General features: G+C 70.9%; 12 protein-coding genes and 1 pseudogene. 10 read left to right on the top strand and 3 right to left on the bottom strand.

The window, feature by feature from the left end; all coding sequences use genetic code 11:
* The first annotated feature begins 405 nt into the window (after positions 1–405).
* The 4 genes and pseudogenes from WMF44_RS43690 to WMF44_RS43675 all read left to right on the top strand — a co-directional run bounded on the left by WMF44_RS43690 (position 406) and on the right by WMF44_RS43675 (position 3912).
* Entirely contained in the window at positions 406–744 is a 339-nt protein-coding gene (locus tag WMF44_RS43690; protein WP_437295962.1) for a hypothetical protein, read from the top strand.
* A 133-nt stretch (positions 745–877) separates the two neighbouring features.
* Positions 878–1735 (top strand): annotated as a pseudogene (locus WMF44_RS43685) (DUF2169 family type VI secretion system accessory protein); the annotation flags it as partial.
* A gap of 8 nt (positions 1736–1743) precedes the next feature.
* Positions 1744–2754: a hypothetical protein gene (locus tag WMF44_RS43680; protein WP_437295961.1), complete on the top strand. Its 1011-nt coding sequence runs from the start codon at positions 1744–1746 to the stop codon at positions 2752–2754.
* Between the two features lie 9 nt (positions 2755–2763).
* Positions 2764–3912, top strand: a complete 1149-nt coding sequence (locus WMF44_RS43675) for a DUF2169 family type VI secretion system accessory protein (protein WP_437295960.1) — start codon at positions 2764–2766, stop codon at positions 3910–3912.
* 4 nt (positions 3913–3916) lie between these two features.
* Here WMF44_RS43675 and WMF44_RS43670 read toward each other — a convergent pair whose 3' ends face one another.
* Complete coding sequence (locus WMF44_RS43670; RefSeq protein ID WP_437295959.1) at positions 3917–4765, bottom strand: hypothetical protein; 849 nt, start codon at positions 4763–4765, stop codon at positions 3917–3919.
* 161 nt (positions 4766–4926) lie between these two features.
* Entirely contained in the window at positions 4927–6999 is a 2073-nt protein-coding gene (locus WMF44_RS43665; RefSeq protein WP_437295958.1) for a type VI secretion system Vgr family protein, read from the bottom strand.
* A gap of 281 nt (positions 7000–7280) precedes the next feature.
* Between WMF44_RS43665 and WMF44_RS43660 the strand changes: the two genes are divergently transcribed.
* Both WMF44_RS43660 and WMF44_RS43655 read left to right on the top strand, forming a co-directional pair.
* Entirely contained in the window at positions 7281–9590 is a 2310-nt protein-coding gene (locus WMF44_RS43660; RefSeq protein WP_437295957.1) for a sulfatase-like hydrolase/transferase, read from the top strand.
* 348 nt (positions 9591–9938) lie between these two features.
* Positions 9939–10706, top strand: a complete 768-nt coding sequence (locus WMF44_RS43655) for a hemerythrin domain-containing protein (protein ID WP_437295956.1) — start codon at positions 9939–9941, stop codon at positions 10704–10706.
* Between the two features lie 44 nt (positions 10707–10750).
* Here WMF44_RS43655 and WMF44_RS43650 read toward each other — a convergent pair whose 3' ends face one another.
* Complete coding sequence (locus WMF44_RS43650; protein WP_437295955.1) at positions 10751–11596, bottom strand: SOS response-associated peptidase; 846 nt, start codon at positions 11594–11596, stop codon at positions 10751–10753.
* Between the two features lie 61 nt (positions 11597–11657).
* On the opposite strand from WMF44_RS43650, the gene acnA reads away from it, so the two are divergent.
* From acnA to WMF44_RS43630, 4 genes are all read left to right on the top strand, one after another.
* On the top strand, positions 11658–14411 hold the full coding sequence (acnA, locus tag WMF44_RS43645) for an aconitate hydratase AcnA (RefSeq protein WP_437295954.1): 2754 nt from the start codon (positions 11658–11660) through the stop codon (positions 14409–14411).
* A gap of 126 nt (positions 14412–14537) precedes the next feature.
* The gene (gene serS / locus WMF44_RS43640; protein ID WP_437295953.1) at positions 14538–15839 is read left to right on the top strand and encodes a serine--tRNA ligase; all 1302 of its coding nucleotides are present in this window, start codon (positions 14538–14540) and stop codon (positions 15837–15839) included.
* Between the two features lie 5 nt (positions 15840–15844).
* Positions 15845–18046 (top strand): ATP-binding protein, encoded by a 2202-nt coding sequence (locus WMF44_RS43635; protein WP_437295952.1) that lies wholly within the window; start codon positions 15845–15847, stop codon positions 18044–18046.
* 21 nt (positions 18047–18067) lie between these two features.
* A complete protein-coding gene (locus tag WMF44_RS43630) occupies positions 18068–19096 on the top strand; it encodes a hypothetical protein (protein ID WP_437295951.1) in 1029 nt (342 codons plus the stop codon).
* Positions 19097–19223 lie beyond the last annotated feature (127 nt).

The following is a 19223-nucleotide window of genomic DNA, read 5'->3' as shown; positions in this document are numbered from 1 at the left end:
GAAAAGAACAGGAATTTGAACCGCCAAGCGCGCCAAGGACGCCAAGATTGTGTTTTGTTCTTGGCGTCCTTGGCGCCTTGGCGGCTCATTTCTCGCTCGATCAACGTGATCGGTGTCCTAGGAGCAGGCGTCATCGACGTGCGATGGGCGACCCACGAGGGGCCGGAAGTGCCACATCGAGGAACGGGTCGTGCCCGCTCGTGCCCTGAGCGACGGCGCTGCGAGCGTCGCGAACGCCGGCTCCACGGCGAGGAACTGTGCTAGAGACGCACGAGCGTCGTCGCCGGCGTGCCGCGCCGGCGCGGCGGTCGAGCTCTCAAGGGGGATATCCTGATGGATGCAGTCAGGCCTGACGAGCCTACACGCGAGATCGTCGAGCTCACGGGGCGGTAGCGGCTGGTCGTCGTGCGACAACCGGAGGGCGACGTCGTCCGGTTCCTGAGCCCGAGCGGCGCGGTCACGCTGTCCGTCTCTCTCACCGAAGACGGACCGGTGCTGCGCTTCGAGGGGGCGTCGCTCGTCCTGCAGGCGGCCGGCAGCCTCGCGATCGAAGCAGAAAAGCTGCAGCTCCACGGGCGCGCCGGTGTCTCGCTCAGCACGGACGGGGACCTGACCTTGCAGGCTACCGGAGACCTCCACAGCGAGGCGCGCATTCAGAACGTCACTGCCACCCTCGGCGACGTCAACGTGCGCGCCAACGACGATGTCAAGCTGTCCGGAGAGCGCGTCCGGGTGAACTGCTAGCGCGGCCCGGGATGGAGCTCGTCAACCACACGGGTTTTCCGGCCGGAATCTTCCGCACCGTCATCGACGACGATCGGCTCGCGGCGTCCGTCCTGGCCCGCATCACGTTCGACGTGAGGGGGGCGCGCTCACGCCCAGCGAGGAGCAAAGCTGGATCGTGTCGGGCCCACCGTGGGAGTCTCCCTGTGGGCCGATGGACAGCGACGAAGTCTTCCACAAGGGCGGCGTCGATGTCTTTCTCTTCGGCCACGCGCGGGCGCCGCGCGGTCGGGAAGTCTCCCAGATGGAGGTGAAGATCGCCGTCGGAGACTGGAGCCGCACCATCCGCGTGATCGGTGACCGGGTGTGGCGGCGGAGCGGCGACCAGCTCAGGCCCAGCGCCCCGATGCCTTTTCTCGAGATGCCCCTCACGCTGGCGCACGCGTTCGGCGGCAAGGACGAGTGGGATGGATTGAGCGTCGGATATCCCGAAAACGAACAAGGAAAGGGGTATTACCTGGAGGAGGACCACGCCGAAGGGGGGCCGCTCCCGAACCTCGAGGAGCCGGACGCGCTCATCGCGGCGTGGACCGACCGCCCTGAGCCCGTCGGCCTGGGCGCGTGCCCGATCACGTCCGGCCAGCGTCTTCGTAACGGGCTGGGATTCGACGACGAAGGGAGGATCACGGAGCTGCGTCCCACGCTCTTCAACGCTGCCTTTCCGAGCATGATCCTCCCCAGCGCACGTCCCGGCGATCCCGTGCGGGTCGACGGCGTGCTCATCGAGGGCCCGCTCGCGTTCCAGATCCCCGACGCAGCGCCGCGCGTCCGCCTCACCTTCGGCGACGAGGTCATCGAGCGGCCGCTCGCGATCGATCAGATCGGCATCGACGCGGATCGCTATCGGGTCTTCATCGCGTACCGCTACCCGTTCCGGTACGTCATCCACCCGCTGCAGCGCCGTCGCTGCGAGCTCTTCGGACACCCATCCACAGTGCCCGCGAAGGGATAGGCGAGCCCGTGCAGTTCAACGTCCTGAAGCACTACCATCCCATGATCGCCATCCCGTGGCTGGAGATGCATCAGGCCGTCTTCCCACCCGTGCTGGCCCCGGTCCCGAAGGTCCCTCACGTCGCCGCCGCGGTCCTGTGCTGGGGCCCGTGGGGAGCCCTGACGGGGAAGCGGAACGATACGGAGATCAGCGCTTCGGGCGGGAAAATGATGAGCCAGGGCACCGACATCGGTCCCCTGATCCCTCACTACAACCTCACCCCGCCCGCACCGCCGAACTCGCTCCTCGTGGTCATCATCCCTTTGAGCGGCTCGAAGTCCCATTTCGGCGCGCACGGCCATGTTGCCCCCCAAGGACCCGTTGCGTTCGCATGCCTGAAGGTGCTCAACCTCAACCTCAACTGTGCCGGGCCTGCCTGGCCTCCGCTGCCTTCTGGCGTCGTTCCCGCCTTCAACACGCACACCGTGGGCGTCACGGTCGGTGATCTCGTCGCGGGCGCGCTCCACATGGGCGTGGACCTCCTGATCCAGTTCGGGCTGAATCGGTTGTTCGCCCGCCCCGCCATCGGCAATTTTTTCGAGAACGTTGCGGAGAGAGCGCTCGGGCCGGGGCTAAGGGCGCTTGGCTACGGAAACGTGCAGGCGCTCATCGAGTACGCGATTCCGGGGCTCGGCCGGCTGGGAAGGTACGTCGGCTCGGCGGCCGAAGAGTTTCTGTTCAACCTGCCAGGAAGCCTCGTCGCGGTGGGCATCGGCAGCCCGCTCGGGTACTCGCCTGGATGGTCGCCTGTCGGAGGGTGGTTTGGGGGGAAGGTGGATGCGGGACACAGCGCCGTTCAGCAGGCGGTGGACAACTACTTCAATTCGCCGGCCGTGGAGCAGCATCCGTCTCAAGGCCCGGCCTCTGCTCAGCCGCCAGGCCCCGCGCAGGCACCGCTCAAGCCATCGCCATCCGAGCCGGGGGACTACCCCACCCCAGGTGACCCGACCATGCCGGACGACGGCACCAGGACCGCATAGATGGAGATCATGGCCGCGCCGTCACCCGTGGTGCGCCAGATGTCGGGCACCGATCCCGAAGGACGCAACATCCTCGCCGTGCTCTTCAAGGTGACGTACACCCTGACGAGCGAGGGGCGCGTCCATCGGGCCCGAGAGCAGGCTCCTCTGACGCTGCCGGTCGTGAATGACCCGGAGAACAAGAGCCTGCTCGCCGCCGATACCGACCTGTACCCGCACAAGCTCGCCACCGACGTCGTCCTCAAGGGACACGCGTACGCCTACGAGGATCCCCGGTCGTTCGATGTCTCGCTCGGCGTCGAGGGCGTCCGCAAGACCATCCGTGTCGTCGGGGACCGGCGATGCACGCTGAGCAGCACCGGGCAGATCCTCTTCTCCCCACCTGAGCCGGTGACCCGAGTCCCGCTGCGGTACGATCGTGCCTACGGGGGACAGGACAGGGCGGCGACGGCAAGGTACGGTAACCCTTTTGACGGGCTGCGACCCTTCCTTTCGCGCGAGCTCGCCTCCCTGGAGGCGAATCCCTACGACTACCCGCGGAACCCGGCGGGCCGAGGGTATCTTATCGAGCCGACGCCCGCCGCGATCGAGCGGCTGGAGCTCCCCAACCTGGAGGACCCGCTCGATCCGCTCACGCCGGAGCGTCTGGTGTGTGGACACGTCGAACACTGGCCGAGCATGCCGCTGCCCCAGGCCATGGACTGGGTAGGCCTCGGCTGGTTTCCCAGGCTCGCCTACTTCGGCGTCGTCCCGGAGCACAAGCCGTTTGCCGGGCTCGTCGCCGAGGCGGCTCGCGGATACGCGCCCGCGGACATCCTCCAGGAGAAGCCGATAGCCGAGAAGTTCGATTTTCGTTGCGCCAGCGGAGCCTCGCTCGGCCTCCAGCTCCCATACCTGACGGGCGGAGAACAGGTCGAGCTCATCAACCTCCATCCGAGACGCCCGCGGCTCATGTTTCGCCTTCCCGCGGAACGCCCGAAGATCTGGACGGATGGCCGCAAAGGCAAGCTCAATGAGACCAACCCGGTCATTCACACGGTGCTCATCGAGCCGGATGAGGGGAGGGTCTCGGTGTTGTGGAGGGGCTCGGCGCCCGCGCTTCGCCCCTACCTGCCTGACGAGCTCGAGAAGATGCCCCTTCGCGTCGAGATCCCGTAGTCTATCACGACGTGGACAGCCCGAGGGCCTTCGCGAGGGCGATCCGCGCGCGTTCGTGCTCCATCTCCCCCCGGCGTAGCTCGGGGATGACCGGCAGCGCGGCGCCCGTCGCGGTCCGCAGGACGAGACGTCTGCCCGTTGGCTGAGCGTGAGCGCGCGGGACGTACCAATTCGGCGCAGGTCTCTGTTCGATCTCGACCTCGGTGAGGTCGGGCGGAACCTCTAGCTCGTGCACGCGCAGCGGGAGGCCGAGGACCGTTCGCGTCACGCGCAACCGCAAGCCCTCGCTCGGGCTGTCGTACGCTTGGACCCGATACGCGCCTGGTGAGCGCGCGGCGGCGCTCGTCCCGGGCTGTTCGCTCGGGTTCTCGCGAACCTCGATGCGATACCCCCCGAGATCGCGACAGTCGTGGACGACGATGGTTATCGTGAGACCCAGCGCTAGAACCCCCCACAACGCTATCCATGCTACTTTCCAGTACGAAGGGAGCACCTCGATCAGCAGGGTGGAGCCATCCTGGCCTTGCAGGAACCGCTGGATTCGCTCGGTGTTGAGCCGCGCTTGCTCGACCGTCGTGCTGCCGAAGCCCGTCTCCTGCCCGTGCACGTCCACGAGCACCGTGTATCCACCGACGACGCCCGAGCCCTTCGTGGCGTGCACGTCACGGTATCTCACCGCACGCACGGCATCTGCATCGAAGCGCTCGCTGCGCGGGGGAAGCAGGGGGGAGATCCACCGCCTCTCGCACGTCGCCACCTCGCCGGGTGGACGCACGCACTGGAGCGTCTCGGTTCGAGCCTCGTAGACGGCGTCCCAGAGCATAGCGAACGCCAACAGCGCGAAGCCCAGCACGAAGGGCACGTTCCGGAAACGCCCCTCGAACGGACCGTAATGGATCTTGGCCACAAGCTCGCCAGCTCGGGTGTTCGTGGTCATCGCGAGCCCTCAGTTGACCTTCACGACGTCGCCGGTGATGGTGACCGAGCCGCCCGAGACCTTGATGAGCGGGCCGCTCACCTCGACCCCCCTCCGCTGATCTTGATCTCGGCGCCGCCGGTCGAGAGCACGATCTCGCTCGCGTTGATCTTGACGCTCGTCCCGTTCAGCTCGAACGCCGGCGTGTCGATCGTCGCCGCGCTGCTGGCGCTCACCGCCAGGTTCGCCGACTTCAGCGACTGCTTGCCCGTCGCGCCGATCTCCTGCGTCGGCGCGGTGATCTTCTGGCTCGCCGACGAGCTGAGCACTTGAGCCCCGGTCGCGTCCACCGTCTGGCCGCCGCCGACCTTCACCGTCTGGTTCGCGCCGACGGTGACCGACTCGCTCCCGGCCACGACCTCCGAGTTGTCGCCGCCGACCGTCGTGCGGCGGTTCGAGCCGGTGCTCTCGCTGCGGTCCGTGCCGACCTTGGAGTCGCTGTTGTTGTCGACCTTCTCGCTCCTGTCGTTGCCCGCGTGGGAGCTCCAGTTGTACGGCGTGTGCATCTTGATCTGCTCCTGGCCTGCCGTGTCGTCGAACGTGAGCTCGTTGAAGGCCCCTGTCGCCGGGCTCGACATGGTCTTGAAGGTGCTCACCGTCTTCGCTCCGCCCGGCGGCATGTTCCGGCCGTTGTAGACTCGCCCCACGACGATCGGCCGATCGGGGTCGCCCTCGTCGAAATCGACGATCACCTCCACGCCCACGCGCGGGTGCCAGACGCCGCCCTCCCCGGCGCCGGCGAAGACCTGGCTGACCCGGACCCAGCAGGACGTCGGCTCCTTGGCGTGACGGTCTGTCTCGTTATCCCAGTGGAACTTCACCCGCACGCACCCGATCTCCGCCCCAGGAGGACCGCCGACGTTGATCTCGGCGCCCTGGGCGTCAGGCTCGGCCGTAACGAAGGCTGTCTGGGTGCCGTGAATGCCGGGCTTCGGGGTGACGCGGGCCGGGCGGAAGCGGGACTCGGCGACGGCGCCCTCCTTGCCGCGGCGGGCGCACTCGAATGTGGCAGCATACGGCCCATCGAGCGCGGCGTTCTGCGGGAGGGCAGAGCGCGCGGAGGGCGCCAGGACGCCCTCCTGGCGGGCGCGGACGTCGAGCTGGGTCACGAGGTACTCCCCCGCATGGCGAGGCTTGAGGCTCTCCAGCGCAAAGATGGATCCGGCCGCGAGGACGCGGCAGGGGCCCTCGCCGACACCGTAGCTGGCCTCGACACCGAGGCGATCCAGGCGAGCGGCGGGGAGCGGGCGGCCTTGATCGGGGGTGTCAGGGTAACGGCCGGGATAGGCATGATCGACGAGCTCGGCCGCGCCAGGTCTGGCGGGCGCGGCGACGGCCATGTCGAGGGCGGGGTTCTTCCAGTTGTAGTCGGCGAGCGAAACCTTGCGGGGGCGGAGGCGGGCGCCGAGCTTCATGCCGGTGACGGCGCGGCCAGCGATGTTGGGGCCGAGGCGAGCGAACGGATCGAGGCGGGCGCGGCCCGCGTCGGAGTCGGAGAGGACCAGGAGGCAGACGCCATGGCCGTGCTCGAAGTGGTACGCGATACCCTCCTCTTCGAGGAGACGCGCGACGAAGGCGAGGTCGCTCTCGTTGTACTGGACGCAATAGGGGCGGGCCGCGACCTGATCGATGCGCGAGGTGTCGACGACGCGCCAGGCAAAGAGCTCGCGGGCCGGGCTGAAGGCATGCTCGACGTCGGCGGCCGGTGCTGTGGCGCCGTCGTCACGGCGGAGCTGGGGGTCGCCCTGGAGGACAGCGTCGATGATCTGGCGGGTGGTCTTCTCGAGGAACACGCGGCAGCGCGTGCGGTACGCGGCGCGCGCGAGCGGGGGGACGAGGACGACGCGGTAGAGCGTGCCGTCCTGGACCGAGCCGAGCTCCTCGGCCTCCGCGACGATGCCGTGGACGAGGCGGACGGGGGGCTCGGCGCCCGTGACGATGCGCAAGGTGGCCCGCGCCTGGATGAGCTCCTCGGGATCGACGTCGGGCGCCGGCTCGCGCGCGAAGAGGATGATCTCATAGCGGTAGGGGCGCGAGATGGCCTCGGTGCCGCGGAGCTCGACGACCTGGAGGTGAGCCCAGGCGCCGATCGCCTCGAGGCACCTTCCCATGCGAACGCGAAATCGACTTCGCTCATGCTCTCCTCGCTCGTCGGCCGCTCAGGCGGCGCGCCAGGCGGCAGGGTGCGCGGCCGCACCTCGCGAGGAGAACGGTACACGTCCTCCGCTGCAGCGTCTCGGGCGCTGCCTGGACGGCGTGGTACCAGGCGCCCAGCCTCGGCGTGCGCCTGCCCAGACCCGGCAGGGTCCCATGCTCGGCCGCGCGAACGACACCACCGGCGGCCCGATGACACCGGCCGCCCAGGACTCCCGCTCGTGGTAGAGCACGCCCCGTGCGCGCCCGCGTGATCCGAACCCGCCGTCCCTCCTTCGCGCTCGCGCTCGCCTCCCTCGCCGCCGCGCTCCTCTCCGGTTGCGACGGGTGCGAGACGTCGACCCGCGATCTGCCTCCGGACGCCCCGGCCGCGGCGTCCGCGAGCCCGGAGGCGACGCCTCCGCCGCCGGCGCGCGACGCCGTGCACCTCATCGACGAGCTGCCGAGCTGCGATCTCGAGCACCGAGGGCTCCTGTTCGATACCGGCGCGGGCTCGCTCATCGGCCGCTTCGCGTGGCAAGGGACCGTGCCCACCGGCATCCAGGCCGTCGAGCACAATGGATCCACCTGGGCGCGGATCTCGCAGCGGCAGATCAAGCTCACGTTCGTCCTGCCGTCCGCGAGCCCCATCTTCGTGTCCGCCCGGGCCGTCGGGCTCACCTCCAGGTACGCCACCGTCTCCCTGGACGACCAGCCGCTCGGAACGCTCCGCCTCCAGCGCGACCAGATCCGCATCGCCTCGACCCCGACCACCACGCTCCCCGCCGACCCCGGCCTGCACACCCTCACGCTCCAGTTCTCCGGCCGGCTCCGCGAGGGGGAGGCGTTCGCCGACGTCGACTGGGTGCGCGTGGGCATCCCGGACGAGGACCCGGCCACGTACGGCCCCCCGACCCTGCGCGACGTCGTCACGCCCGCCGCCGCGCTGTCGGGCGTCCCCCACCGGTCCATCGCGCTGCGCGCGCCGGGCGCGGTCCGCTGCGCCTTTCGCCCCTCCAGGGTGACCCGCCTCCACACCTCCATCGGCGCGCTGGGCTCGGGAGACGGCGACGCCGAGATCCGCGTCCTCCGCGACGGCCAGGAGCCCCTCGTGATCCATCGCGCCCACGTCGAGGGCGGCGACAAGGCGACCTGGACCGACGTCGAGCTGCCGCTCGCGCCCTTCGCCGGGTCCCTCATCTCCCTCGAGCTCCGCGCCGCCGCCGCGGCCCGCGGCGGACGCATCCTCTTCGGCGACCCCGTCCTCGCCGGATCGCCGGAGCCGCCGCCGTCCGTGCCCCGAGCGCGCGCCGTCGTGATCGTCGCCCTGAACGGGGTCGAGCGGCCCGATCTGCCCCCCTGGAGCGGTCGTCCGGAGCCGCACCTCGCCACGCTCTCGGAGCTCGCGACCTCGGCGACGACGTTCGATCACCACCGCGGGCCGAGCACGGTCGTGTCCGCCGTGGCCGCGTCGCTGCTCACCGGTCTTCCGCCGCCAGCCCACACCGTCGCCGACGCCGGGGCCCGCCTCCCCGCCCGCATCACGACCATCGGCGCCATCGCGAGCGACAGCAGCATCCGCACCGGGTTCTTCACCGGCGTCCCCACCACGTTCCGGGCGTTCGGCTTCGGACCCGGCTGGTCCCGGGTCCTCGAGCACCCCCCGACGAGCGGCGAGCCGGCCACCACCCCGATCGACGCCGCCGCCACCTGGATCAACGAGACCCTCCGCCAGGACGCGTCCAACCGCCTCCTCGCGTTCGTCCACGCGCGCGGTGGACATCCGCCCTGGGAGGTCAGCCCGAAGGAGCTGAACGCCCTCAAGCCCGCCGAGTACGCCGGCCCCGTCGAGCCGCGCCGCGCCGCCCAGGTGCTGGCCAGGCTGAGGGGCCGGCGCCGCGATGTGCTCAGCCCCGAGGATCGCGACCGGATCCGCGACCTCTTCTCCATCGCCCTCGCCGGCCAGGACCGCGCCCTCGGCAACCTCATCGGGACCCTCAAGGCCGCCGGCCTGTGGGACGAGACCCTCTTCATCGTGACCGGCGATCTGGCCAGCGGGCGCTCCGACGCCGTGCTCTACGGCGAGGGCATGGAGCTCCAGGAGCCCGTCCTGACGCTCCCGCTTTATGTCCACTTTCCCGGTGATCTGTACGCCGGCCAGCGCATCGCCGCCCCGACCGAGATCATCGACGTCGCGCGCACGGCGAACGCCGCCCTCGGCCTCTCGTTCGCCCGCAAGCCGCTCGGGAAGGATCTGGCGGCGGTCGCCTCCGGCCTCGAGGGCGTCGAGCGCGGCCCCCAGATCGCCGCCCTCGGCGATCGTTACTCCACCCGCTGGGGCAACCTCGTGCTTTCGGGTCGACTCGGCGTCCCCCCCTTTCTCTGCGACCTCGACGTGGACCCGACCTGCGCCTTCAACCGTCGCGAGGTGATGCCCCTCGCCACCGTGTCGCTCTTCCGGCGCACCGTGACGTTCGACCTGTCCGTGCGCGCGCCCGCGGCGCAACGGGAGCCGGCCACGATCGACGCGGAAACGGCGGCCGTGCTCAACGTATGGGGCGCGAACTGAGGCCCGCGCGATCGACCTGCGCCCGCGAGCCGAGGAGAGCCCGCTGACGGCGCCCGGCGGCGCGCCGGCGCCCTGCGCGGGCGAAGGCGTCCGCGACATCGCGCAGGCCGCGCGCGATCACGCGCCAGCGGCGCCATGACGCCTCGCTGCGGGGCAGCACGCCCCGCAGCGCGCGCGCCGCGACGCCCCCGCGCGGGTTGGCCGATCGACGTACGCCCGCGCCCGCGCGTGCGCGTCGTGCGCTCGCTTCGCGCGCCCCTCTCGCCTGGCATGCTTCGCGCAAACCCGCAGACCGCACAGGCCAAGCGCCTCGACGGCGCTTCATCTTTCCGTGAGAGGAGTCCCCGCATGAAGGCGACCGACCTATTGAAGGAGCATCACCAGGAAGTCGAAGAGCTCTTCGAGCGCATGTCGCAGGCCGACAGCGACGAGATCAGCGCGCTCCGCGACGAGCTCGTGGCGACCCTCGTGAGCCACTCGGCCATCGAGGAGGAGCTCTTCTACCCCGAGAGCCGGGGGGCGCTCGGCGCCTCCCCCCTGATCCCGACCTCGTACGAGGAGCACGCGCTCGTCGACGTCATGTTGCAGAAATTGCTCAGCACCGAGCCGGGTGACGAAACCTTTCACGCCAGGCTCGGCGTGCTGAAGGAGCTCGTGCAGCACCACGTCGAGGAGGAGGAGAAGGAGCTCTTCCCCCAGGTCGAGAGCGCCATGGGCGCCGCGCGCCTCGAGGAGCTCGGCGGCCGCCTGGAGGCGCGCTTCGGCCAGGTGCGCGCGAGCGACGTGGAGGCGCTCCTCGCCCGGAACGTCGCGAAGAGCATGCCCGCCGCCACCGGCGGCCGCCGCGCGCGCGCGGCGAAGCCGTCGGCGCGCAAGGCGGCGGCCAAGCGTCCACCCGCCAAGCGCGCGCCGAAGCGCGCGTCGACGCAGCGCGCCGAGCCGGCGCGGGGCGCGCAGAAGGGGCGCCGCGCCACCGCGACCGGACGGAAGAAGACAGCGGCCACGGCGCCCGCGAAGACCGGGCGAGCCGCGCCCGCGCGCAAGGCGAGCCGACCGGCGAAGACCAGCCGCACGGGCCGCAAGGGCGGTCGCGCGAGCAACGCCCCCGCGCGCTGAGGCGTCGCACGTCAGTCAGCGCACATCGCGCACGCTGCCGCAGATCAGCGGCGCGAGGTCCGGCCGGAGGGGACGGCGGGCCTCGCGCCGCCGTCGAGATCGAACAGCGGAAGCGTGCCGCCGGCCTTCGGGGCAGCGGCCTTCGGGGCGGCGGCCTCCGCCGCGAGCTCCTGCAGCAGGGTGGGGTCGTCGTGCGCGACCGAGTTGACCCGCGGTGAGACGGCGCGCGCCGCGAGGGCGCCGCGAGGCGCCGGCCGGAGCAGCGCCTCGGCCCGATCCGCGTCCGCGCCGTCGCCGAGGCCGAGCCAGAGGTCGACGTCCCCGGGGCCCAGCAGGACCGGCATGCGGTCGTGGATCGGCGCGACGTCGGCGTTCGCCTCGGTGGTCAGGATCGTGAACCGGACGTCGGGCTCCCCCGTGTCGGGGTCCTTCGCCGGCTGGTACAGCCCCGCCAGGCGGAGCAGCCCGCCCTCCGCGGGGTGGAACCAGGTGGGCCGCCGCGCGCCCTTGGGCCCGGTCCACTCGTAGAAGCCGTCCGCCGGCACCACACAGCGGCGCGCCGCGAACGCCTCGCGGAACGTCGGCTTCGCCCGCGCGCTCTCGGCGCGCGCGTTGGCCAGGAGCGAAGGCCCGGCGCCGCCCCTGGCGAAACGCGCCATGAAGCCCCAGGTCGCCGCCACCAGCGCGCGCCGGCCGTCCCGCGCGCGCAGCACCGGGTGGACGGTCGCAGGTGCGATGTTGAAACGAGGCCGAAACCTCGCCGCCATCTCCGGATCAGCGGCAATCGACCGAGCCGAGCCGCTGCCTGCTCGGCCGGCGCCAGAGGAGGACTCGAGCAGCGCGATGAGGGTCGCAAAGTCCGGCACGGCGAGGGTGAAGCGCGCGCACATAGGACTAGATTAGCGGCTTCGGGGCGCCTACAAGGGCGCTCCGGACGTTGGAGGAGGCCGCATGGTCGACAGCTTTGGCACCAAGAGCACGCTGACGGTTCAAGCCGAAACATACACCTACTACAAGCTCACCTCGCTGGCGCAAGGCGGCGCGTCGATCGAGAAGCTCCCCTTCTCGCTCCGCATCCTCCTGGAGAACCTCCTCCGTCACGAGGACGGGCGCGTCGTGCGCAAGGACCACGTGGAGGCCGTCCTCAACTGGGACCCGAAGGCCCGCCCCTCGCAGGAGATCGCGTTCCACCCCGCGCGCGTGCTGCTCCAGGACTTCACCGGCGTGCCCGCCGTCGTTGATCTCGCCGCCATGCGCGAGGCGCTCGCGAAGCTCGGCGGCGACTCGCTCAAGATCAACCCGCTCCAGCCCGTCGACCTCGTGATCGACCACTCGGTCCAGGTCGACAAGTTTGCGTCCTCGACGGCCGTGAAGGTGAACGCGGCGCTCGAGTTCGAGCGCAACGAGGAGCGCTACGCGTTCCTCCGGTGGGGAGCGCAGGCGTTCACGAACTTCCGCGTGGTGCCGCCCGACCAGGGCATCTGCCACCAGATCAACCTGGAGTACCTCGCGGGCGCCGTCATGCGGCAGGGCTCGCTGGTCTACCCGGACACGCTCGTCGGGACCGACTCGCACACGACGATGATCAACGGGCTCGGGGTCGTCGGCTGGGGCGTCGGCGGCATCGAGGCCGAGGCGGCGATGCTCGGCCAGCCGCTCTCGATGCTCATCCCCGAGGTCGTGGGCTTCAAGCTCCACGGCAGCCTGCCCGAGGGGGCGACCGCGACCGATCTCGTCCTCACGGTGACGCAGATGCTGCGGCAGAAGAAGGTGGTCGGGAAATTCGTGGAGTTCTACGGCCCGGGCCTGAGCGCGCTCTCGCTCCCGGACCGCGCCACGATCGCCAACATGGCGCCCGAGTACGGCGCCACGATCGGCTTCTTCCCCGTCGACGACGAGACGATCGCGTACCTGCGCTTCACCGGCCGGCCCGCGCAGCTCGTCGCGCTCGTCGAGGCCTACTACAAGGAGCAGGGGCTGTTCCGCACGGACAGCACCCCGGACCCCGTCTTCAGCGACACCCTCTCGCTCGACCTCGGCGACGTGGTGCCGTCGATCGCCGGCCCGAAGCGGCCGCAGGACCGCGTCCCGCTGCGCGACGCGAAGCGCACCTTCCGCGCCTCGCTCCAGGGCATGCTCGAGAAGGAGTTCGCCGCGGCCGACGCGCCCGCGGTCAAGGCGTTCCTCGAGGAGGGGGCCGGCCACGCGGCCGCGCGCGCCCCCGCGCTCGAGAAGATCATGCGCCCGGCGGAGATCACCGAGGGCGACGCGCGCTACACGCTGCGCCACGGCTCGGTCGTGATCGCCGCGATCACGTCCTGCACCAACACGTCGAACCCGGCGGTCATGCTGGGCGCGGGCCTGCTCGCGAAGAAGGCCGTCGAGCGCGGGCTCACGGTGAAGCCGTGGGTGAAGACGTCGCTCGCCCCCGGGTCGAAGGTCGTCACCGACTACCTGCGCCAGGCGGGGCTCCTGCCGTACCTCGAGGCGCTCGGCTTTCACATGGTCGGCTACGGCTGCACGACCTGCATCGGCAACTCCGGGCCGCTGCCGGACGTGATCGGCGACACGATCCGCAACAATGATCTCGTCGTGGCGAGCGTGCTCTCGGGCAACCGCAACTTCGAGGGCCGCATCAACCAGCACGTGCGGATGAACTTCCTCGCCTCTCCGCCGCTCGTCGTCGCGTACGCGCTGCGCGGCGACGTCGACGCCGACCTCTTCAAGGAGCCGGTCGGCGCGGATCGCAACGGCGACCCGGTGTACCTCAAGGACATCTGGCCGAGCTCGGCCGAGGTCAGCGAGGCCATCCGGACGGCCGTGCGGCCCGAGCAGTTCCAGGTGCAGTACGAGAACGTCTTCGCCGGCGACGAGGAGTGGCAGAAGCTCGCGGTCCCGGGCGGCCAGACGTTCGTGTGGGACGAGGGCTCGACCTACGTGCGCAGGCCGCCGTTCTTCGAGGGGCTGTCGAAGGAGCCGGCGCCGCTCACCGACATCCGGGCCGCGCGCGTGCTCGCGCTGCTCGGCGACTCGGTGACGACCGACCACATCTCCCCGGCCGGCAACATCGCCAAGAACAGCCCCGCCGCGAAGTACCTGGTCGAGCACGGCGTCGCGCCCGCGGACTTCAACTCGTACGGCGCCCGCCGCGGCAACCACGAGGTGATGATGCGCGGCACGTTCGCGAACATCCGCCTCAAGAACGCCCTCCGCCCCGGCGAGGAAGGCGGGATCACGGTGCACCTGCCCGACGAGGAGAAGACCACGATCTACGACGCGGCCATGCAGTACAAGGCCGAGGGCGTGCCGCTGCTCGTGATCGCCGGCGCCGAGTACGGCACCGGGTCGTCGCGCGACTGGGCGGCCAAGGGGACGAAGCTGCTCGGCGTGCGCGCGGTCATCGCGAAGAGCTTCGAGCGCATCCACCGGTCGAACCTGGTCGGCATGGGCGTGCTCCCGCTCGAGTTCGCGCCGGGCGAGGACGCGTCCACCCTCGGGCTCACCGGGCGCGAGGTGTTCGAGATCGACGGCATCTCGAACAACCTCACGCCGGGCAAGAAGCTCAACGTCGTCGCGACAGGGGAAGGCGGGGCGAAGAAGACCTTCACCGTCACCGCGCGCATCGATACGCCGAACGAGGTCGACTACTACCAGCACGGCGGCATCCTCCAGTTCGTGCTGCGCAGCCTGGGCGCCAGCGCCTAGCGCCTCCCTGCGCGCCGCTCCCCGCCGGGCCTCTGGCGGGGAGCGCGGGGAGCGGGCCCCTCCTCGGAGCAGCGCGGCGCGTCGCGGCTGCTGACGCGCGTGCGGGCTTCGGCTAAACCCTGGGGTATGCTCGATCCTCGCCACGTCGCGGAGCACCTCGATGAGGTGCGCGCGGCGCTCGCCCTTCGCTCGCCCGCCGCCGCCGCCAGCCTCGGAGACGACTTCGCCTCCACGGTGAGCGCGAGGCGGTCCAACATCCAGGAGCTCGAGCGGTGGCAGGCGGAGCGCAACGCGGCGAACGACGCGATGGCGCGCCTCGACAAGAAATCGCCCGAGTTCGCGCAGAAGCGCGACGAGCTGAAGGCGCTGTCGACGCGGATCAAGGAGGCCGAGCAGGTCGTCTCCGAGCTCGAGAAGCGGATGACCGAGCTGCTCTCCGTCGTGCCCAACCTGCCGGACCCGTCGGTGCCCGTGGGCGCGGGGGAGGAGGGCAACGTGGTCGTCCGGGCGTGGGGCGAGAAGCCGAGCTTCTCGTTCGCGCCGAAGAACCACTGGGACATCGGCACGGCCCTCGGCCTGCTCGACTTCGAGCGCGCGGCGAAGCTCTCGGGGGCGCGCTTCACCGTGCTGATGGGCGCGGCCGCCCGCCTCGAGCGGGCGCTCATCTCGTTCATGCTCGACCTGCACACGCGCGAGCACGGCTACCTCGAGGTGCTGCCGCCCTTCCTCGTCAAGGACACGGCGCTGTTCGGCACGGGCAACCTGCCCAAGTTCGCCGACGACCTGTTCAAGACGCACAAGAGCGACCCGGAGAGGGCGTACGACCTGTACCTCATCCCGACGGCCGAGGTCCCTGTCACGAACCTCCACGCCGACGAGATCCTGGACGGGGCGTCGCTCCCGATCGCGTACGCGGCCTACACGCCGTGCTTCCGCAGCGAGGCGGGCAGCCACGGGCGCGACGTCCGCGGGCTCATCCGGCAGCACCAGTTCGACAAGGTCGAGCTCGTGCGGTTCTCGGCGCCGGAGGACTCCGCCCGCCAGCACGAGCTGCTCACCTCGCACGCGGAGGAGGTCCTGAAGCGGCTCGGCCTGCACTACCGGGTGTCGGCGCTCTGCACCGGCGATCTCGGCTTCGGCTCGCAGAAGACGTACGATCTCGAGGTGTGGCTGCCCGGCCAGGGGGTGTACCGCGAGATCTCGAGCTGCTCGAACTTCGGCGACTTCCAGGCGCGCCGCGCCCAGATCCGCTACCGGCCGGAGCCGAAGGCGAAGCCGCGGCTGGTCCACACGATGAACGGGTCGGCGCTCGCGGTGGGGCGGACGGTCATCGCGATCCTCGAGCAGTACCAGCAGGCGGACGGCACGGTGGTCGTGCCGGAGCCGCTCCGTGCGTTCATGGGCTGCGAGGTCCTCCGCGGCAGGTAACAGCGATGGCAGCGGACGAGGAAGCCAAGCGTGAGCTTCCGGAAGCGAAGAGCGCGCACAACGGGGGGGACGGCGAGCGGCGCTCGCAGGTCCCGGAGTCGCGGGGCGCGCGCGGCGGGGGGGACGGCGAGCGGCGCTCGCAGGTCCCGGAGTCGCGGGGCGCGCGCGGCGGGGGGGACGGCGAGCGGCGCTCGCAGGTCCACGGGCCGCCGACCAACGCGGAGACGTCGATGGCGCTCGCGCGCCGGCGGCTCCTCGACCTCTGCAAGCGGCACAAGGACGAGCTCATCGACGACTGGATCGAGAACGTGCTGGCGCTGCCGCCGGAGCGGGGCCGGTACACCGACCGGCCCGTGGGCGAGGTCACGGAGAACGTGCGCTCCTGGCTCGCCGCGTTCACCAGGATCCTCGAGGACGGCAGCGAGACGCTGCTCGACGAGTTCATCACGCACCTGGTCGAGCAGCGCTACGCGACCGGCTACTCCATCAGCGCCCCGCTGATCGCCGCGTCCGAGTTCCGCACCGCGGTCGCGGGCGTCCTCGACACGACGCACGACGACGCCGAGGCCGACGGCACGTCCTCGATCGACGTGCTCCGCGCCGTCGACGCGCTGCTGCTCCAGTTCGAGCACCGCTTCGCCGAGGCGTACGCCCAGCGCTCGCTGTTCGCCTCCGAGGAGCGCTACCGCGAGATCGTCGAGCTCTCGTCCGACGTGCTCGCGACGATCGACCAGGAGGGCATGCTGACGCGGCTGAACGTGCGGTTCGAGGCGCTCTTCGGGCACTCGCGGCAGGCGTGGATCGGCCGGCCGATCACCGCGCTCGCTGTCGCGGCGGACGTGCCGGCCCTGCGCACGCTCGTGCTGTCCGCGTCGCGGGCGGAGGCGCCGAGGGAGGCCACCATCCGCTGCGGGACGCGCGCCGGCCTGACCAAGGTGATGACGGTCCGGATCACGCGGCTCTACGGCGAGGACGCCTCGCTCGCGCTCATGCGCGACGTCACCGAGGAGGTCGCGCGCCGCGCGCAGATCCTCCACAGCGAGAAGCTCTCCTCGATCGGCCAGGTCGCGGCGAGCGTCGCGCACGAGCTCAACAACCCCATGGCGTGGGTGATGGCGAACCTGGAGCAGATCCGGAGCGGGGCGCACAAGCTCGTCTCGGCGGCGCGCCCGGTCGCCTCGGGCTCGTACGAGGACCTGCTGCGCGCCATCGACCTCATCGATCGCTCGTGCCACGAGGCGCTCGCCGGCGTCGAGCGGATGCGGGACATCGTGACGGACCTCAACCTCTTCTCGAGCAGCAGCGAGCGCAAGCCCGAGCGGGTCGAGCTCGTCGACGTGATCGAGCTCGCGCTGCGCATGACGGGCCCGCAGCTCAGCCAGCTCTGCCGCATCGAGCGCAGCTACGGCGAGATGCCGCCGTTCGTCGGCTATCCGGGCAAGCTCTCGCAGGTGTTCGTGAACCTGTTCATCAACGCGGCGCAGGCGATGCCGAACCGCCCCCGCGACGAGAACATGGTGCGCGTGACGACGCGCTTCGACGCCGGGGTCCACCACGTCGAGGTGGAGGACAACGCGCGCGGGATGACCCCGGAGGTCGTCGAGCGGATCTTCGACCCGTTCTTCACGACGAAGGAAGAGAGCGCGCGCCCGGGCATCGGGCTCTGGGTGTCGCGCAACATCGTCGAGGAGCAGCACGGCACGATGACGGTCTCGAGCACGCCCGGCGTCGGGACCGTCTTCACGATCCGCCTGACCGGCCTCAACCCGACGGATCTGCCCGCGCCGCGGCCGCCGCCGGAGCCGCCGCGCGCGTCGTCGCGCGGGACGATCCTGTTCGTCGACGACGAGCCGATGCTGCTCAACGCCTTCGCGCGCGCGTTCGAGGAGCGGCACGAGGTGCTCGTGGCGAAGAGCGGCCACGAGGCGCTCGACCTCCTGCGGGACCGCGGCGGCCGGATCGACGCGATCGTCTGCGATCTGCTGATGCCGCAGATGAGCGGGATGGCCCTGTACGACGAGATCGGCGAGCGGTTCCCGCAGCTCTTGCCGAAGATGGCGTTCATGTCGGGCGGCGCCTTCACGCCGAGCGCGCGGGAGTTCGTGGAGCGGGTGGACAACCCGAAGATCGCGAAGCCGATCTCGCTCGACGATCTGGAGCGGGTCATCGGCGATCTTCTCAGCGGCGGGTCGAAGCGGGGGCACTAGGCTGGAGGAGCGGGAGGCGCGATGGTGGTCGCGAAGGTGAAGACGATCGGGGAGCGGGCGAACCACGCGCGTTACCGGCCGGGGCAGCGGGGCGGCTTCTACGAGAGCTTCTTCCAGCGCGCGAACCACCCGACGAGGCCGCTGGCCTTCTGGATCCGGTACACGCTGTTCAGCCCGGCCGGGCGGCCCGAGGCCGCGGAGGGTGAGCTCTGGGCGGTCTACTTCGACGGCGAGTCGGGGCGCCACGCGGTCGCCAAGCGCGAGGTCCCGTTCGCGGGGCGCTGCTCGTTCGCCCGCGACAGCCTGTCGGTCGCCATCGACGGCGCCCGGCTGAGCCTCGGCAGGCTCACCGGCGCGGCGGGCGAGGGGGAGGACGCCATCACCTGGGACCTCGCCTACGAGGGCGGCGGCGAGCCCCTTCTGCTGCTCCCGGCGGCCCTCTACGACGCCCCGCTGCCGAAGGCGAAGGCGCTGGTCGGCGCGCCGATGGCCGTCTACAGCGGCCTCCTCCGCGTGGCTGGGCGCGCGGTGGACGTCTCGGGCTGGGTGGGCAGCCAGAACCACAACTGGGGGGCGAAACACACGGACCTGTACGCCTGGGGGCAGGTCGCCGGGTTCGACAGCCACCCGGACAGCTTCCTCGAGGTCGCCACGGCCCGGCTGAAGGTCGGACCGTTCTGGACGCCGAACATGACGCCGCTGGTCCTCCGGCACGGCGGTGAGGAGATCGCGCTCGGCTCGCTCGTCCAGTCGGTCCGCGCCGATGCCTCGTTCGACTACTTCACCTGGCGCTTCCGGACGGAGACCGATCGGCTGAGCGTCGAGGGGGAGATCTCCGCGTCCGCCGGCGATTTCGTGGGCCTGGCCTACAGGAACCCTCCTGGCGGCGTGAAGCATTGCCTGAACACGAAGATCGGGGCCTGCACCGTCACCCTGCGGCGGAAGAGCCTGGGCCGCGAGGTCGGGATCGAGACCCTGACCACGGCGCGGCGCGCGGCGTTCGAGATCCTCACGGACGACCGAGGCCATGGCGTGACGATCCGCGCCTGATCCACGCTGGACGCACCGTCCGCGGCGCTCGGCGCGGGCGGTCGGGCCGGCGCGGAGGCGGCGCGGAGGCGTGGAGCGCCGCCGCCGAGCGATGCGCTGCGCGTCCGGCGCCAGGTCGGCTAAAGAA

Source organism: Sorangium sp. So ce426, from assembly GCF_051475585.1.
In the GTDB taxonomy this organism is placed as follows: Bacteria; Myxococcota_A; Polyangia; order Polyangiales; family Polyangiaceae; genus Sorangium; species Sorangium cellulosum_B.
This window is presented reverse-complemented; position numbering and strand designations above follow the sequence as displayed.

Bases quoted from the DNA above. Each gene is read 5' to 3' on its own strand.
- WMF44_RS43675 (WP_437295960.1), top strand. From the start codon at position 2,764: ATGGCCGCGCCGTCACCCGTGGTGCGCCAGATGTCGGGCACCGATCCC.
- WMF44_RS43665 (WP_437295958.1), bottom strand. From the start codon at position 6,999: ATGGGAAGGTGCCTCGAGGCGATCGGCGCCTGGGCTCACCTCCAGGTC.
- WMF44_RS43655 (WP_437295956.1), top strand. From the start codon at position 9,939: ATGAAGGCGACCGACCTATTGAAGGAGCATCACCAGGAAGTCGAAGAG.
- WMF44_RS43650 (WP_437295955.1), bottom strand. From the start codon at position 11,596: ATGTGCGCGCGCTTCACCCTCGCCGTGCCGGACTTTGCGACCCTCATC.
- acnA (WP_437295954.1), top strand. From the start codon at position 11,658: ATGGTCGACAGCTTTGGCACCAAGAGCACGCTGACGGTTCAAGCCGAA.
- serS (WP_437295953.1), top strand. From the start codon at position 14,538: ATGCTCGATCCTCGCCACGTCGCGGAGCACCTCGATGAGGTGCGCGCG.
- WMF44_RS43635 (WP_437295952.1), top strand. From the start codon at position 15,845: ATGGCAGCGGACGAGGAAGCCAAGCGTGAGCTTCCGGAAGCGAAGAGC.
- WMF44_RS43630 (WP_437295951.1), top strand. From the start codon at position 18,068: ATGGTGGTCGCGAAGGTGAAGACGATCGGGGAGCGGGCGAACCACGCG.